General features: G+C 70.3%; 17 protein-coding genes. 6 read left to right on the top strand and 11 right to left on the bottom strand.

Going from position 1 to position 15,804, the window contains the following annotated elements:
• Positions 1–29 precede the first annotated feature (29 nt).
• The 4 genes from IM787_RS03245 (at position 30) to coaD (ending at position 4,134) form a co-directional block, all read left to right on the top strand.
• Entirely contained in the window at positions 30–1,445 is a 1,416-nt protein-coding gene (locus IM787_RS03245; protein WP_193675186.1) for a M16 family metallopeptidase, read from the top strand.
• 11 nt (positions 1,446–1,456) lie between these two features.
• The gene (locus IM787_RS03240; RefSeq protein WP_193675185.1) at positions 1,457–2,812 is read left to right on the top strand and encodes a M16 family metallopeptidase; all 1,356 of its coding nucleotides are present in this window, start codon (positions 1,457–1,459) and stop codon (positions 2,810–2,812) included.
• A 189-nt stretch (positions 2,813–3,001) separates the two neighbouring features.
• Complete coding sequence (rsmD, locus tag IM787_RS03235) at positions 3,002–3,589, top strand: 16S rRNA (guanine(966)-N(2))-methyltransferase RsmD (RefSeq protein WP_193675184.1); 588 nt, start codon at positions 3,002–3,004, stop codon at positions 3,587–3,589.
• Between the two features lie 44 nt (positions 3,590–3,633).
• Positions 3,634–4,134 (top strand): pantetheine-phosphate adenylyltransferase, encoded by a 501-nt coding sequence (gene coaD / locus IM787_RS03230; RefSeq protein WP_193675183.1) that lies wholly within the window; start codon positions 3,634–3,636, stop codon positions 4,132–4,134.
• A 3-nt stretch (positions 4,135–4,137) separates the two neighbouring features.
• Here coaD and IM787_RS03225 read toward each other — a convergent pair whose 3' ends face one another.
• On the bottom strand, positions 4,138–4,827 hold the full coding sequence (locus tag IM787_RS03225; protein ID WP_193675182.1) for an alpha/beta fold hydrolase: 690 nt from the start codon (positions 4,825–4,827) through the stop codon (positions 4,138–4,140).
• A gap of 88 nt (positions 4,828–4,915) precedes the next feature.
• On the opposite strand from IM787_RS03225, the gene IM787_RS03220 reads away from it, so the two are divergent.
• Entirely contained in the window at positions 4,916–5,590 is a 675-nt protein-coding gene (locus tag IM787_RS03220) for a histidine phosphatase family protein (RefSeq protein WP_193675181.1), read from the top strand.
• Here the strand turns inward: IM787_RS03220 and IM787_RS03215 are convergent.
• Genes IM787_RS03215 through IM787_RS03185 form a run of 7 tightly spaced genes read right to left on the bottom strand, consistent with a single transcriptional unit; the run spans position 5,545 to position 13,499 of the window.
• Entirely contained in the window at positions 5,545–6,882 is a 1,338-nt protein-coding gene (locus IM787_RS03215; protein ID WP_193675180.1) for a tetratricopeptide repeat protein, read from the bottom strand. The genes IM787_RS03220 and IM787_RS03215 overlap by 46 nt on opposite strands.
• Positions 6,872–8,296: an amidase gene (locus IM787_RS03210; protein ID WP_193675179.1), complete on the bottom strand. Its 1,425-nt coding sequence runs from the start codon at positions 8,294–8,296 to the stop codon at positions 6,872–6,874. The genes IM787_RS03215 and IM787_RS03210 overlap by 11 nt, the downstream gene beginning before the upstream one ends.
• Positions 8,297–8,302: 6 nt before the next feature.
• Positions 8,303–9,796, bottom strand: coding sequence for an ABC transporter substrate-binding protein (locus IM787_RS03205; protein ID WP_193675178.1), 1,494 nt, complete (start codon positions 9,794–9,796; stop codon positions 8,303–8,305).
• Between the two features lie 60 nt (positions 9,797–9,856).
• On the bottom strand, positions 9,857–10,684 hold the full coding sequence (locus IM787_RS03200; protein WP_193675177.1) for an ATP-binding cassette domain-containing protein: 828 nt from the start codon (positions 10,682–10,684) through the stop codon (positions 9,857–9,859).
• On the bottom strand, positions 10,681–11,673 hold the full coding sequence (locus IM787_RS03195) for an ABC transporter ATP-binding protein (protein ID WP_193675176.1): 993 nt from the start codon (positions 11,671–11,673) through the stop codon (positions 10,681–10,683). The genes IM787_RS03200 and IM787_RS03195 overlap by 4 nt, the downstream gene beginning before the upstream one ends.
• The gene (locus IM787_RS03190) at positions 11,674–12,552 is read right to left on the bottom strand and encodes an ABC transporter permease (protein WP_193675175.1); all 879 of its coding nucleotides are present in this window, start codon (positions 12,550–12,552) and stop codon (positions 11,674–11,676) included.
• The gene (locus IM787_RS03185) at positions 12,549–13,499 is read right to left on the bottom strand and encodes an ABC transporter permease (RefSeq protein WP_193675174.1); all 951 of its coding nucleotides are present in this window, start codon (positions 13,497–13,499) and stop codon (positions 12,549–12,551) included. Before IM787_RS03185 ends, IM787_RS03190 begins: the two co-directional genes overlap by 4 nt.
• 42 nt (positions 13,500–13,541) lie before the next feature.
• Between IM787_RS03185 and IM787_RS03180 the strand changes: the two genes are divergently transcribed.
• Positions 13,542–13,859, top strand: a complete 318-nt coding sequence (locus tag IM787_RS03180; protein ID WP_193675173.1) for a YfhL family 4Fe-4S dicluster ferredoxin — start codon at positions 13,542–13,544, stop codon at positions 13,857–13,859.
• A gap of 3 nt (positions 13,860–13,862) precedes the next feature.
• Here the strand turns inward: IM787_RS03180 and IM787_RS03175 are convergent, their stop codons facing one another.
• From IM787_RS03175 to IM787_RS03165, 3 genes are all read right to left on the bottom strand, one after another.
• On the bottom strand, positions 13,863–14,249 hold the full coding sequence (locus tag IM787_RS03175; protein WP_193675172.1) for a hypothetical protein: 387 nt from the start codon (positions 14,247–14,249) through the stop codon (positions 13,863–13,865).
• Positions 14,250–14,278: 29 nt separating this feature from the next.
• A complete protein-coding gene (gene pth, locus IM787_RS03170; protein ID WP_193675171.1) occupies positions 14,279–14,887 on the bottom strand; it encodes an aminoacyl-tRNA hydrolase in 609 nt (202 codons plus the stop codon).
• A gap of 163 nt (positions 14,888–15,050) precedes the next feature.
• Entirely contained in the window at positions 15,051–15,752 is a 702-nt protein-coding gene (locus IM787_RS03165) for a 50S ribosomal protein L25/general stress protein Ctc (protein WP_193675170.1), read from the bottom strand.
• Positions 15,753–15,804: the final 52 nt, after the last annotated feature.

Raw genomic sequence — 15,804 nt, 5'->3', positions numbered from 1 at the left:
CAGGGGGGTTTCTAGAATCACACGATTCTATGAAACAGCTCCTGCGCTCGTTCCTCCTCCTCCTTTCCACCTCCTTCGTCTTCCTGGCACCCGCGCAAGGGCAGCTCTCCGGAGCGCCGCCCGCGCAACAGAAACCCCAGCAGTTCCAGCTGCCCAACGGCCTGACGGTGATCGTGAAGCCCGACCGCCGCGCGCCGACCGCGGTGCACATGCTCTACGTGCGCGTGGGCGCGATGGACGAAGTGGACGGCACCAGCGGCGTCGCGCACGTGCTGGAACACATGCTGTTCAAGGGCACGAAAACCACGAAGCCGGGCGAGTTCTCGCGCGTGGTCGCGGCCCTCGGCGGCCGCGAGAACGCCTTCACCACCCGCGACATCACCGGCTACTTCCAGCAGATCCCGGCCAACCGGCTGGAGGACGTGATGCGGCTGGAGGCCGACCGCTTCGTCCACAACCAGTGGGCCGACGAGGAGTTCAAGCGCGAACTCGAAGTGGTGAAGGAGGAGCGGCGCAGCCGCACCGAGGACAACCCGCGCGGCCTCCTGTTCGAGCAGCTCAGTGCCGTGACCTTCCAGGCCTCTCCGTACCGTCGCCCGGTCGTGGGCTGGATGAGCGACCTCGACGCGATGACGCCGGCCGATGCGCGCGAGTTCTACAGGCGCTGGTACGTTCCCGCCAACGCCGCGGTGATCGTCGCCGGCGACGTCGACCCGCAGCAGGTGCTGCGCCTGGCGCAGAAGTACTACGGCACGATCCCCGCGCGCCCGGTGCCCGAGCGCAAGCCGCGCGAGGAACCGGAGCAGAAGGGCATCCGCCGCGTCGACTTCAAGGCGCCGGCCGACCAGTCGTACGTGGCGCTCGCCTTCAAGGTGCCGGCGCTGCGCTCCTTCGAGCGCACGCCGGAGAACGACGACGCCCTGGCGCTCTCCGTGCTGGCCGCCGTGCTGGATGGCTACGACGGCGCGCGGCTGGAACGGGCGCTCACGCGCGGCCCGGACCGCGTCGCCGACGGGGTGGATGCCGGCAACGGACTGTGGGGCCGCGGGCCGCAGCTCTTCACCCTGACGGGCGTGCCCGCGGCGGGCAAGACGCCGGAGCAGCTCGAGGCCGCGCTGCGCGCGCAGGTCAAGCGCATCGCCGACGAGGGCGTGAGCGAAGCCGAACTCCAGCGCGTGAAGACGCGCTGGACCGCCGGCGAGATCTACAAGCTCGACTCGGTGATGGGCCAGGCGCGCGAGATCGGCCAGTACTGGGTGCTCGGCCTGCCGCTCGATTCCGACCAGCGCCTGATGGCGCGCCTGAACGAGGTGACGGCCGAACAGGTCAGGTCGGTGGCCGCGCGCTACTTCGGCGACGACCAGATGACCGCCGGCATCCTGCGCCCGCTGCCCCTGGACCCGAACCGCAAACCCCGCGTGCCCGCCGCCGGCGGCCGCCATTGAAGGAATTCCGCATGCGTCTGCAGCATCACCTCGCGCGCGCGGCCTCCGTGGCCGCGCTCCTGTGCGCGTTCGTCCTCCCGGCCCAGGCCGCCCTGCCGATCCAGAAGTGGCAGCAGGCGAGCGGGGCGCAGGTCTGGCTGATCGAAGCCCCGGGCCTGCCCATCGTCGACGTGCAACTGGACTTCGATGCCGGCGACCGGCGCAGCCCGCCCGGCAAGCAAGGTCTGGCGCCGATCGCGGCCAGCATGACCGGCAGCGGCGTCGAGGCCCGCGACGGCCTGCCGGCCCTCGACGAGAACCAGCTGGGCGAGGCCTGGGCCGACCTCGGCGCCGGCTTCGGCGGCAGCGCCGGCGCCGACCGCATGAGCTTCACGCTGCGCTCGCTGACCTCTCCCGACCTGCTGCCGCGGGCGGTGCAGCTGGCCGCGCGGGTGCTGGGCGAACCATCGTTCCCCGACACCGTGTGGCAGCGTGACCGCCAGCGGATGATCGCGTCGATCCGCGAAGCCAACACGCGTCCCGGCACCATCGCCGGCCGCGCGTACAGCCAGGCCGTGTACGGCACGCATCCGTATGGCTATGAGAACACCGAGGAAACGCTGGGCCGCCTGAGCGTGCAGGACATGCGCGACTACCACCGCCAGTACGTGCGCGCCTGCCGCGCGAAGGCGAGCGTCGTCGGGGCGGTGACCCGCGCGCAGGCGGACCAGATCGTCGCCAGCCTGCTCGCGCGCCTGCCCGCCGGCACCTGCGAGCCGCTGCCCGCCGTGCCCGACGTGGCGCCGCTCGCGGCGCCGGTGGAGCGCAGCATCCCATTCGCCTCCGCGCAGGCGCACGTGCTGATCGGCCAGCCGGGCTACAAGCGGCTGGACCCCGACTACTTCCCGCTGCTGGTGGGCAACTACATCCTGGGCGGCGGCGGCTTCGTGTCCCGGCTGGTGGAGGAGGTGCGGCACAAGCGCGGCCTGAGCTACAGCGTCTACAGCTACTTCTCGCCGGGGCTGCACAACGGCGCCTTCACCTTGGGCCTGCAGACGCGGCCGGACCAGGCGGCGCAGGCCGTGCAGGTGTCGCGCGACGTGGTGCGCCGCTTCGTCGCCGAAGGCCCGACCGACACCGAGCTGAAGGCGGCCAAGGACTTCATGATCGGCGGCTTCGCGCTGCGCCTGGACAGCAACCGCAAGCTGCTGGACAACCTGGCCGGCATTGCGCTCTACGACCTGCCGCTGGATTACCTGGACACCTGGACCGAGCAGGTGAAGAAGGTGACGGCCGCCGACGTGAAGGCCGCCTTCGCCCGCAAGGTCCAGCCGGACCGGATGGTGACCGTCGTCGTCGGCGGCGACGTGGCGACGGCCCGACAGTAAGGGGCGCAAACCGCTCCCACCCTGTCAACGTTGACAGGGGGCCCTGTTGCCAGCGCGGCGCGCGCGGCGGAACAATGCACTGGAGCTGTCACGCATCGCAGGGCCAGCCAAGGTTCACAGGGAGAGACTCGGGACGCGGCCCCAGGCCGCGTCCCATTTTTTTGGCCTGCCTGCGGGTAAGCTCGCCCGATGCCGCGACCTTCCCCGCCCGCCCGCCGCAGCCTGCCGCACCAGGTGCGCATCATCGGCGGCCACTGGAAACGCACGCCGCTTCCCGTCGCCGACCGTCCCGGGCTGCGCCCGACGCCGGACCGCGTGCGCGAAACCCTCTTCAACTGGCTGGGGCAGGACCTCACGGGCTGGCGCTGCGTGGACGCTTTCGCCGGCACCGGCGCGCTCGGGCTGGAAGCCGCTTCGCGCGGCGCGGCCGACGTGCTGCTGGTGGAGGCCGAGGGCAGCCTGGTCGACCAGCTGCGCGCCATCGTCCAGAAGCTGCAGGCCGCGAACGTGCGGGTGCAGCGGGGCAACGCGCTGAGCGTGCTGGCGGGGCTGCCGGCGGCGAGCGTCGACCTGGTTTTCCTCGACCCGCCGTTCGACGCCGACCTGTTCGACAAGGCCCTGGCCGCGGCGCGGCCCGCGGTGCGCGAGCAGGGGCTCGTCTACCTCGAGGCGCCGACGGCCTGGGACGGGGACGCGCTGGCCCGCCACGGCCTGGAACCGGTGCGCCACATGAAGGCCGGCGCGGTCCACGGGCACCTGCTGCGCCGCACTGCATAATGCGCCGCAGCAATCCGCTGCCACCCGGTCGTTGAGGAGTCTTCATGGCCAACCACGTCCTCGCCGTGTATCCCGGCACCTTCGACCCGATGACCTTGGGGCACGAGGACGTGGTGCGGCGCGCCTGCCAGCTGTTCGACCGGCTGATCGTCGCCGTGGCGGCGGGCCACCACAAGAAGTCGCTGTTCACGATGCAGGAACGCGTGGAGATGGCGCGCGAGGCGCTGGCCGCGTATCCGCAGGTCCAGGTGGAGAGCTTCAGCGGCCTGGTGCGCGACTTCGTGGTGGAGCGCGGCGGCAAGGCGATGGTGCGCGGCGTGCGCGCCGTCACCGACTTCGACTACGAATTCCAGCTGGCCGGCATGAACCGGCACCTGATGCCGCAGGTCGAGACGGTCTTCCTCACGCCCAGCGACAAGTACCAGTTCATCAGCAGCACCTTCGTGCGCGAGATCGCGGTGCTCGGCGGCGAGGTGCACCAGTTCGTGTCGCCCAGCGTGCAGCAGCGCCTGATCGAGAAGGTGCGCAGCCTCGGGCGCGAGTGAGCCCTAGAGGGACTGCAGCCAGCGCGCCAGTTCCGCGTTCACCTGCTCCGGGCGCTCCATCGTGAGCATGTGCCCGCAGCGGGGCACCATCACCAGCCTTGCGTGCGGCACCAGCGCCGCGATCTCGCGCGAGCGCTCGGGTGGCGTCAGCCGGTCGGCGTCGCCGCACATCACCAGCACGGGGCAGCGCACCTGCGGCAGGTGCTCGCGCGCATCGGGGCGCGCGATGACGGCCCGGTTCTGCGCGATCAGTTGTTCCGTGCCGGCCCCCAGCACGAAGTCCAGGTAGTCCTGGCTCAGGGCCGCCGCGTTGTCCGGGTGGAAGGCCATGCCGATGTTCGGTTCGATCACCTCGCGGGCGCGGCCCTGCGCGAACAGCTCGATGGCGCCAGTGCGGATGGCGATCATTTCGGGGGAATCGGCTCGCGCATCGGTGCCGAGGAGGGCCAGCCCCGCGATGCGCTCCGGCGCCTGGCGCGCCGCTTCCATCGCGACCATCCCGCCCATCGAGGCGCCGCAGAGCACCAGCCGGCCGGGATGTTCCTGCAGCAGCAGGGCGGCCATGGCCTCGATGCTGCCGGCGCGCGACGGCACGTCGGTCACCTGCGGCCGCCAGTCGGCCAATGCTGCGAGCTGCGCCCGCCACATGGCACTGTTGCCGGCAAGCCCCGGAACCAGGATCAGGGAAGGCATGGCTGGGAATAAGTCGCGGTGGACGGTGAGGCAGGCATTCTGCACCGCGCGGCCGCCGGGATAATCGTGGCAGGAGGAAGGTGCAGCGATGACCGAGCTGGTGTTGATCCGCCACGGCGAGACGGACATGAACCGGGAGCTCCGCTTCCAGGGGCATGTGAACGTGTCGCTGAACGCGATCGGGCTCGAGCAGGCGCGCCGCCTGGCCGCCCGCATGGCCGGCGAGAAGGCCGATGCCGTCTATGCCAGCGACCTGCTGCGCGCGCAGCAGACCGCCGAGCCCATCGCCGGCACGCTGTCGCTGCCGGCCGTGGCGGAGACCGGCCTGCGGGAGCAGCATTTCGGCCGCGTCGACGGCATGCGCGTCGACGACATCAAGCGCGAGCTGCCGGACGCATGGGCGGGCTGGATGCGCTTCGAGCAGGACTTCGCCATGCCGGAGGGCGAGTCCACCCGCATGTTCCACGCGCGCGTGATGGAGGCGGTGTACCGCGTCTGCGCTTCGCACCCGCGGCAGACGGTCGTGGTCGTCACCCACGGCGGCGTCCTGGACATGATCTACCGCACCGCGCGCTCGCTGGGCCTGGACGGGCCGCGCCAGAGCGAGATCCCCAACGCGGGCTTCAACCGGATCAAGGTGCGCCAGGGCGGCATCGACATCCTGTCCTGGGCCGACACGCGGCACCTGGAAGACCTGCCGCCGCAGCCGGTCTACGATCAGCAGAAGCTGCTGGAGACCGAAGGCAAGCCCAGGGCCGCGTAGAGCTTCGTGGCCTGGCGCTTCAGGCGCCGCGACTCGGGTTGCGCGTTCACCAGCGGCTGCAGCAGGTTCTGTGCGCCGGCCAGGTGGCCGCTGCGGACCATGGCATCGAGATGCACCTGCGCGAAGAGGTCGCGCTGGGCGTGGCTGCCGCCGATCTCCACCAGGCGCGGCAGGGCGTGGCCGAGCGCCTCGACCGCCGTCTTCCAGTCCTGCGTGGCGTGCGCCAGCAGGCCGACTGCCGCGGGCACGCACACGCGCTGCCACATCACCGCTTCCGCGCCCTCGCGCTGCAAGGCGTGCCGTTCGATCGAGGCCAGCAGCGCCCGGGCCGCGTCCACGCGGCCGGAGCGCGCCAGCCCGTACAGGTACTGCAGGTCCAGGAACGGCAGCACGTGGTCGTGCCCGCGCCGCGCGAGGAAGCCGCCAAGGTCATCCCACCGGGTGCCGACGTCGATGCCGGCGAGCTCCGCGCGGGCCAGCAGCGACACGGCGTTGATCTGGTCCTGGCTGTAGTCCCTGGCTTCGGTCCAGACGTGGTGGTCGTAGAGGGCCAGCACTTCGTCGGCGCGGTCCAGGTCCAGCGCGAACAGCGCCTGGTGCCACCAGTTGTGCGTGACCATGAAGGAGTTGAGGCCGGTCCAGGTCGCGCTGACGTCCTGCAGGAAGGCATGGCCCTCGGCGAGCCGTCCCTGCGTCAGCATCACGTGCGCCAGTGCGTGGTGGGCCCACGGCTCCTTGCGCCGCAGCGCGATGGCCCGGCGGGCGGCCGCTTCGGCCTGCGGCAGGAAGTGGCACTGCTCCCACGCGAAAGCCAGCATGCCGTGCAGGTAAGGCACGTCGGCAGCGGCGGGCAGCGCATGCAGCGCCACGCGCAGCATGCCGGGCGAGTCGCCGCGGTTGAACAGGTGGTACTGCGCGAGCTTGAGCGACGCGAGGTCGCGTGGAAAGAGGCGGGCCTGCTCCTCCAGCAGCGTGACCGCGCGGCCGGTCTCGCCGTCGATCCAGGCGGCGACAGCGGCGATGAAGAGCTGCTCTCGCGGCGTGGCACGGGCGGCACCGGCCTGCGCCCGCCGCAGGAACGGCCGGGCGTTGTCGGGCGCGTCCCCCGTCTCCGCGAACATGTGCAGCGCGGCGCAGTACGCCTGCACGATGGGGCTCGCGTCCTCCTGCGCCTGCAGGATGTTGGCGGCCCGCGCCTCGCTGGCGATGAAGCCCTCGACGAAATCGTTCAGCGGGCCGAGGCTGGCCTCGCTGTCCAGCGTGACGGGATGGCCGAGGGCGTCAGTCCACATGGTGGATCGCTTCGGAGGGCGGCAGCGGCCACGGCCGCTGCGGCTCCCGCACGATCTCGAAGGCGCGCGCCACCTGCAGCACGCCCAGGTCGTCGAAGCGCTTGCCCACGATCTGCAGGCCGATGGGCAGGCCGCCGGACGTGTAGCCGCAGTTGATCGACGCGGCCGGCTGCTCCGACATGTTGAAGGGCACGGTGAAGCCGATGTGCTCCAGCGGCCGCAGCGGGTCGTTGGTCGCCGACGGCAGCTCCGCCGCCGGCGCCGGCACCGGCGAGACCGGCGAGACCACGTAGTCGAAGGGGCGGCAGGCGTTCACCGCGGCCACGCGCGTCAGGTGGAACTGGTGGAACGCGCGGTACACCGCCTCGCCGGTCATGCCGGCGGCGCTGTCCGCCCACTGCTGGATGTAGGGCAGCACGCGCGCCTTCACCTCGGGTGCCAGCGTCCGCATGTCGACGTGCGAGCGCATGCGCCAGAAGTGGTCCATGCCGTCCAGCATGCCCTGCGTCATGAAGGGCTTCAGCGGCGCGACCACCGCGCCCGCGCGCTCGAGGATCATCGCCGCGCGCTCGATGGCGGCACGCACCTCGGGCTCCACGGCCAGCCCGCAGCCGGCTTCGAGCAGCAGGCCGATGCGCAGGCCGCGCAGCTTCTCCGCGCCCCGGTCGAAGGCCGACCACGCGATGTCCTGCGGCGGCAGGCTCATGCTGTCGCGGTCGTCGGCGCCGGAGAGCACCTGCATGAAGAGCGCGGCGTCTTCGACCGTCCGCGTCATCGGCCCGGCCGCGCGGCCGATGTAGGGCGGGTCGATCGGGACGCGCCCGAGGCTGGGCTTGAGCGTGAAGATCCCGCACCAGCCGGCCGGCAGCCGCAGCGAGCCGCCGATGTCGGTGCCGATGTGCAGCGGGCCGTAGCCGGCCGCGGCGGCCGAGCCGGCGCCGGCGCTGGAGCCCCCGGGGGTCTTCGCCAGGTCCCACGGGTTGCGCGAAAGCTTGTGGAAGCTGGAGAGTCCCGAAGACAGCATGCCGTAGTCCGGCATGGTGGTCTTGGCGAGCACCACGCCGCCATGCTCGCGCACGCGCGCCGCCGGCGGCGCATCGGCCGTGGCCGGGACGAGCTCGGTGGCGGCGGTGCCCAGCGGGGTCGGGTCGCCCTTCGTGGCGATGTTGTCCTTGATCGTGACGGGCACGCCGTCGATCAGGCCCTGCGGCTCGCCGCGCAGCCACCGCGCCTCGCTGGCGCGCGCCTGCTGCATCACCTGGTCGGGCCGCAGCAGGTACAGCGCGTGGACGTACTGCTCCCAGCGCTCCACGTGCCCCAGCACGCTGCGCGCCACCTCCACCGGCGACACTTCGCGCCGGCGGTACAGCCCTACGAGCGTGGGAGCCGAAAGTTCATGCAGCGGCTCAGCCATGCCCGCTCACGCCCACGACATCGACGACAGGTCGTTCACGAAGATCGGCATGTTGGCCCAGAGGCCGCGCACGTTGCGGTTGGCGACCGTCACCCACTGGTTCTGGTAGAGGAAGGCGTGCACGCTGTCCTCGGCCAGCAGCCGCTGCAGGTCGCCGAGCATCTTCGCCCGCTGCTGTGCGTTGGACGTCGTCTTGTACTTGCCGTACAGGTCGTTGAACTTGGCCGACTGGTAGTTCCAGTAGTAATCCGGCTTGGCGAAGTTGCCCAGGTCGAAGGGTTCGACGTGGGAAATGATCGTCATGTCGTAGTTCTTGTTGCCGTACACGTTGGAGAGCCACTGGGCCCACTCGACGTTCTGCAGCTTGGCCGTGATGCCGACCTTGGACAGCTGCGAGGCGATCACCTCGCCGCCCTGGCGCGCATACGGCGGCGGCGGCAGGGTGATGGTCACTTCCAGCGGACCGGTCACGCCGGCTTCCTTCAGCAGGGCGCGGGCGCGCTCGGGGTTGTACGGGTTGATGCCGGTGGTGTCGACGTAGCCCGGCGCGCTGGGCGGGTAGTGGCTGCCGATCGGCGCGCCGTAGCCGTCGCCGGCGCCCTGGATCACGGCCTTGCGGTCGATCGACATGGCCACCGCGCGGCGCACGCGCACGTCGTCGAAAGGCTTCTTCTTGTTGTTGATCGCCAGGATGGTCTTGGCGCGCGAGCCGGACACCACGACCTGGAAGCGGTTGTTGCCCTTGAACTGTTCGACGCTGCGCGGCGTGACGCGCGGGAAGGCATCGACGTCGCCGGCCAGCAGCGCGGCGACCTGCGCCGCCGGGTCGGCGATGAAGCGGAAGGTCGCGCGATTGAGCTTGATGGCCGCGGCGTTGCGGTACTGCGGCCACTTGCGCAGCGTGATGGACGAGCCCTTCACCCAGTTCTCCAGGGTGTAGGGGCCGGTGCCCACCGGCTTGGTCATGTTGCCGTCGGCGCTCTTGGGCTCGACGATGACCGACGTGGCCTGTCCCAGCATGAAGGGGAAGTCCGGGTCGATCTCCTTGGTCAGGATCACGACGGTGTGCTCGTCGACCGCCTGCGTCACCAGGTTGGCGAAGGTGCGCTTGTCCTTGTTCGTGCTCTTTTCCGCGCCGGCGCGGTCGAACGCGAACTTCACGGTCTGCGCGGTCAGCGGCTCGCCGTTGTGGAACTTCACGCCCTTGCGCAGGCGGAAGGTGTAGGTGGTGAGGTCGGGCGAGACCTCCCAGCTCTCGGCCAGCAGCGGCGTCACCGAGCCGTCCGGATTGATCTTGGTGAGCGTCTCGTAGATGTTGTACAGCGTGATCTCGGCGATCGAGGACGCGGCGCCGCCGGTGGGGTCCAGGCCGGGGGTGGGCTCCAGCGTCATGGCCATCACGATGGAGTCCTTGCGGTTCTGCGCCAGCACGCCGGCGGGCAGGGTGGCCAGGGCGGCCAGGGAAGCGGTGTGCGTGAGGACGCTGCGGCGGTCGATCATGGTGGAGGCGCTCCAGGGAGTCAGGGAGAGGGAAAGAGGTTCGGGGCCATCATCCCGAGATCAGGCAGGCGAATCAAGAGGGTTGACCGCCAGGGGCGGCGGTTCCGCCTGCGGGACGGCCTCCAGCAGCGCGCGCGTGTACGGGTGCTCCGCGGCGGTGAAGAGGCGCTCGGGCGGCCCCTGTTCGACGATGCGGCCCTGCCAGAGCACGGCGACGTCCTCGCACAGGTGGTGCACCACCGCCAGGTCATGGCTGATCAGCATGTACGTGATGCCGTACTCTTGCTGCAGGTCCTGCATCAGGTTGAGCACCTGCGCCTGCACCGAGACGTCCAGCGCGCTCACGGGCTCGTCGGCGACGATCAGGCGCGGCCGCGTGATCAGCGCCCGCGCGATGGCGATGCGCTGGCGCTGGCCGCCGGAGAACTCGTGCGGGTACTTGCCCAGGTCGTTGGCGCGCAGGCCCACCGCCTGCAGGGCCTCGCGGGCCCGTTCGCGCTGCTCGTCGCGGCCGGAGCCCTGTGCTGCGAGGGGCTCGCTCACGATGCGTTCGACGGTCTGCCGCGGGTCCAGCGAACCGTACGGGTCCTGGAACACCATCTGGAAGTCGCGGCGCGCCAGCCGCAGTTCCTCGCGCGGCAGCGCGTGCAGGTCCCGTCCCAGCATGCGCACGTGGCCGGACGTGGGCTGGTCGAGCGCCATCACCAGCCGGGCGAGCGTGGACTTGCCCGAGCCGGATTCGCCGACCACGCCAAGGCTGCGCCCGGCCTCGATCGTGAAGCTCACGCCATTGAGCGCGTGCACCTTGCCGGGCGGCTGCAGCAGCTTCTCGCGCGGCAGCGTGTACTCGCGCACGAGGTTCTCGACCTGGAGCAGCGGAGCGGTCATGCAGCCACCTTCATCTTCTCGGCCGCGACGACGTCCAGCCGGATGCAGCGCGCGTGATGGCCGGGCACCACTTCGTAGGGCGGCGGCACCTGTGCGTTGCACTCCGGGATGGTGAAGCGGCAGCGCCCCGCGAAGGGGCAGCCTTTCGGCAGGTCGACCAGCTCGGGCACGGTGCCGGGGATGGTCGCGAGGCGTTGCCCGCGGGCGGTGCGCAGCCCCGGGCGTGCGCCGAACAGCCCCAGCGTGTACGGGTGCATGCGGTTGGCGAAGACCGATTGCGTCGTCCCGCTCTCCACCACGGTCCCCCCGTACATCACCAGCATGCGCTGCACGTTCTGGGCGATCACGCCGAGGTCGTGCGAGATCAGCATCAGGCCCATGCCGCGTTCGGCGACCAGGTCGCGGATCAGGTCCAGGATCTGGCGCTGGATGGTGACGTCCAGCGCCGTGGTGGGCTCGTCGGCGATCAGCAGGTCCGGCCCGCAGGCGAGCGCCATGGCGATGGTCACGCGCTGGCGCTGGCCGCCCGAGAACTGGTGCGGATAGGCATCGATGCGGCGCGCGGCGTCGGGGATGCCGACGCGGTCCAGCAGGGCGATGGCTTCCTTGCGCGCGGCGCCGGCGGACAGGCCGCGGTGCAGCCGCAGCGGTTCCGCCACCTGTCGGCCCACGCTGTGCACGGGGTTGAGCGCCGTCATCGGCTCCTGGAAGATCATGCCGATGCGGTCGCCGCGCAGCGCGCACATCTCGCGTTCGCCGCGGCCCACCAGTTCCTGGCCTTCGAACAGGATGCTGCCCGTGACGCGCGCATTCTCCGGCAGCAGGCCCATCAGCGCCATGGCCGTGATCGACTTGCCGCAGCCGGATTCGCCGATCACGCCCAGCGTCTCGCCGCGCTCCAGGGAGAAGCTCACGTCGCGCACCGCGAAGGCGGGGCCGCGGTGCGTCTGCAGTTCGACGGAGAGGTCCTGGACTTGGAGGAGCGGCATTCAGCGTTTGCGCGCAAGGCGGGGGTCGAAGAGGTCGCGCAGGCCGTCGCCCAGCAGGTTCAGGCCCAGCACGGCCAATGCAATCGCCACGCCAGGGAACACGGCCAGCATCGGCGCCTGGAACAGGAGCGTCTGCGCCTCGCTCAGCATGCGGCCCCAGGAGGGCTGCGGCGGCTGGGTGCCGAGCCCCAGGTAGGACAACGCGGCTTCGGCCAGGATCGCGATCGCGAAGCGGATGGTCGCCTGCACGATCAGCACCGACAGGATGTTCGGCAGCACGTGCTCCACCGTGATGCTGAAGGCGCCCTTGCCGCAGGCGCGCGCGGCCAGCACGAACTCGCGGCCCCAGATCGCGTTGGCGGAGGCGCGGGTGATCCGCGCGAAGGTGGGGATGTTGTAGATGCCGATCGCGATGATCGCGTTGACCATGCCCGGGCCGAACACCGCCGTGAGCATGATGGCCGACAGGATCGCGGGGAAGGCGAAGCCGAAGTCGGAGAGGCGCATGATCCCCTCCTCCACCCAGCCGCGCCTGGCCGACGCCAGCAGCCCCAGCGCCGTGCCGAGCAGGAGGCCGATGCTCACCGCGATCAGGCCGACCGCGATGGACGCCCGGGCGCCCACCAGCAGCAACGAGGCCACGTCCCGGCCGTACGGGTCGGTGCCCAGCCAGTGCGTGGCGTCCGGCGCCCGCAGCTTCAGCGCCATGTCGACGTTGTACGGGTCGTGCGGCGTCCAGAGGTACGACAGGCCGGCGGCGAACACCAGCAGCAGGCTGAGCACCAGGCCGACCATGAAGCTGGGGCTGCGGCGCGCCCGCTTCCAGAAGCCGGGGCCCTGCAGCGGCGCGAGCGGCACCGGATCGAGCACGGCGCTCATATGTCGCTCGCCTTCACGCGGGGGTCGATGGTCGCGTAGAGGATGTCCACGATGAAGTTCACGATCACCACCATCGCCGCCAGCAGCATCACGCAGTTGCGCACGACGATCAGGTCGCGGTTGGAGATCGACTGGAAGATCAGGCGGCCGAGGCCGGGGAGATAGAAGACGCTCTCCACCACGATGGTGCCGGCCAGCAGCTCGGCGAATTGCAGCCCCATGATGGTGACGACCGGGATCAGCGCGTTGCGCAGCACGTGGCCCCACAGGGTGCCGCGCTGCGACACGCCCTTGGCCCGCGCGGTGCGCACGAAATCCTCGCGCAGCACGTCCAGCACGGCCGACCGCGTGAAGCGCGCCAGGATCGCGGCCTGCACCACCGCGAGCGAGAGCGCGGGCAGCAGCAGGGCACGCAGCCCCGGCAGGATGCCTTCCTCCCAGCCCGGGAAGCCGCCGGCGGAGAACCACTTCAGGTGCACCGAGAACAGCAGGATCAGCAGGATGGCGAACCAGAAGTTGGGGATGGCGATCCCGATCTGCGTCAGGCCCATCACGCCCACGTCGCCCAGCTTGTTGTGGCGGGACGCCGCGTAGATGCCGGCGGCAAGCGCCAGCACGGTGGTGAGCACCATGGCCATCACGGCCAGCGGCACGGTCAGCGCCAGGCGCTCCAGCACGAGTTCGCCGACGGGCGTGCTGTACGCGTAGCTCAGGCCCAGGTCGCCGCGCAGCATGCCGGCGATCCAGTCCCAGTACCTCTGCATCGCGGGCTGGTCCAGGCCCAGCTTGCGGGTGAGCTCTTCGACCGCCTCGGGGGCGGCATCGGGGCCCATGATGATCTGCGCCGCGTTGCCGGGCAGGATCTCCAGCACCAGGAAGACGACCACCGAGGTGCCTACCAGCGTCGCAATCAGGGTGATCAGGCGCTTGAACAGGAACAGGCTCATGCAGCCGGGGATAATGACACAAGTTCCCGGGAGACCTTGCGCATGGCTCTGATGATCACGGACGAATGCATCAACTGCGATGTGTGCGAGCCGGAGTGCCCGAACGAGGCCATCTCGCTCGGGCCGGAGATCTACGAGATCCATCCGGACAAATGCACCGAGTGCGTCGGCCATTTCGACGAGCCGCAGTGCGTGCAGGTGTGCCCGGTCGCCTGCATCCCGGTCAACCCGCAACGGGTGGAAGACCGCGAGACGCTCTGGCAGAAATACCAGCGGCTGGTGGCGCAGGCGAAGCAGGTGCCGCAAGGACAGCCGGAGCCGCAGGCTGGAAGCCCTGGGTTCCCGCCTTCGCGGGAATGACGCTTACTTGGCCGGCTTTGCCGGCTTCGGCCCCATCGCCGTGAAGTCGCCGGGCGGCTTGCCCGGCTTGCCGTCCTTCCCGGCCTTCTTCGGCGGCTTCACCTCCGACGGCTTCTGCGCCGGCCCCATCACCACCGCCTTGGGCGCCGCCTGCTCCTGCGCCAGCCGCGCCTTCTGCAGTTCGTCGGCGCGTTTCGCGTCCGCTTCGGCGCCGCGCCGCGCCCGGGCGGCCTCCTCGGGGCTCGCGTTCGGCTGCCCTTCCACGATGGTGCCGCCGGCGCAGGGCTGCGTGCCGTAGCTGTTGCCGCAGCGGTAGATCGTCTGCGCACCGGCCGCGTGCGCGGCCAGGAGCAGGGCGGAGCCCATGAGGAGGGGTCGGGAGTGGTGCACGGTCTGGGCTCCTTCGCGGTGGGTGGAAGCTAGGTCCCCTCGGGCCGCGGCGGCTTGGGCCGCGGGGCCGAGTGGGTGTGGACGATCAGCGTGGCCTTTTCCATCTCGCCGGCCAGCAGCGCCGGCACGGCCTTGAGCGTGCGCGAGATGCAGTCCTCAATGGCGGTGCGCTGCTCGGGCGCGGGCTTCTTCAGCACCCAGTTCACCACTTCGGACTTCACGCCCGGGTGGCCGATGCCGATGCGCAGCCGCCAGTAGTCGCCGGTGCCCAGTTGCCCGTGGATGTCGCGCAGGCCGTTGTGGCCGGCGTGGCTGCCGCCGAACTTGAGCTTGGCCTGCCCGGGCACGACGTCGAGTTCGTCGTGCACCACGAGGATCTCGTCCGGCTGGATCTTGTAGAAGCGGGCCAGGGCGGCGACCGACTTGCCGGACAGGTTCATGAAGGTCTGGGGCTCCAGCAGCCAGACCGTCTGCCCGTGCACGTTCGCCCGTGCCACCAGGCCGTGGTAGCCGCGGTCGTGGACCAGGTTCACCTTGAATTCGCGCGCGAGTTCGTCCACCCACCAGAAGCCGGCGTTGTGGCGCGTGCCTTCGTACTCGGTGCCCGGATTGCCCAGGCCGACGAACAGCTTGATCATGATCGGAAGGTAGATGGAAAGCGCGGTGGCGCGACACGACTATTGTCACCACGCCGGGACGAAAAAAAGCCCGCATGCGCGGGCTTTGGTGTTCTCGTCATCCCCGCGCAGGCGGGGACCCAGGGCGACCTGGATTCCCGCCTGCGCGGGAACGACGGGATCCTTACTTCTTGGCGGCGGGCGCCTTGGCCGCCGGGGCCTTGGCGGCCGGCTTGGCGTCCTTGCCGCCCTTGGCCGGTGCGGCCTTGGCGTCGGCCGCGGGAGCGGCGCCTTCGGCGGCGGCGTCGGCAGCGGGCTCTTCAGCCACGTTGTTGACCACCACCGACACGATCACCGGGTTCGGCTTGCCGTGCGTCACGGCCTTCACGCCCTTGGGCAGCTTGATGTCGGCGAGGTGCAGGGACATGCCCTTCTTCAGGCCGGACAGGTCGACTTCGATGAACTCGGGCAGGTCGGAGGGCAGGCAGGAGACGTCCAGCTCGTTGACCACCGGGTTGACCATGCAGTTGTCGATCTTGACGGCCTGCGATTCCTCGGCGCCCTTGAAGTGCAGCGGCACCTTCATGTGCATGCGGGTGTTGGCGTCCACGCGCTGGAAGTCCACGTGCTGCACCTGCTGGCGGAACGGGTGGTACTGCACGTCGCGCAGCAGCACCTTGCTGGTGGCGCCGCCCAGTTCCATTTCGAGGATGGAGGAGTGGAAGGCTTCCTTCTTCAGGGCGTGCCACAGCGCGTTGTGGTCCAGCTCGATCAGCTGCGGCTGGCCTTCGCCGCCGTAGACGATGCCCGGGGTCTTGCCGATGTTGCGGAGACGGCGGCTCGCACCCGTACCTTCCGTTTTGCGCTCGAAAGCGGTGAATTTCATGACTGGCTCCAAATCAGGGACCGACCGCGACCAGTGCGATCCCGTTTCAAAA

Origin of the sequence: Ramlibacter pallidus, assembly GCF_015070875.1 — a bacterium.
Taxonomy (GTDB): Bacteria; Pseudomonadota; Gammaproteobacteria; order Burkholderiales; family Burkholderiaceae_C; genus Ramlibacter; species Ramlibacter pallidus.
The sequence above is the reverse complement of the archived record's forward strand: the minus strand, read 5'-3'. Positions and strand labels throughout refer to the sequence as shown.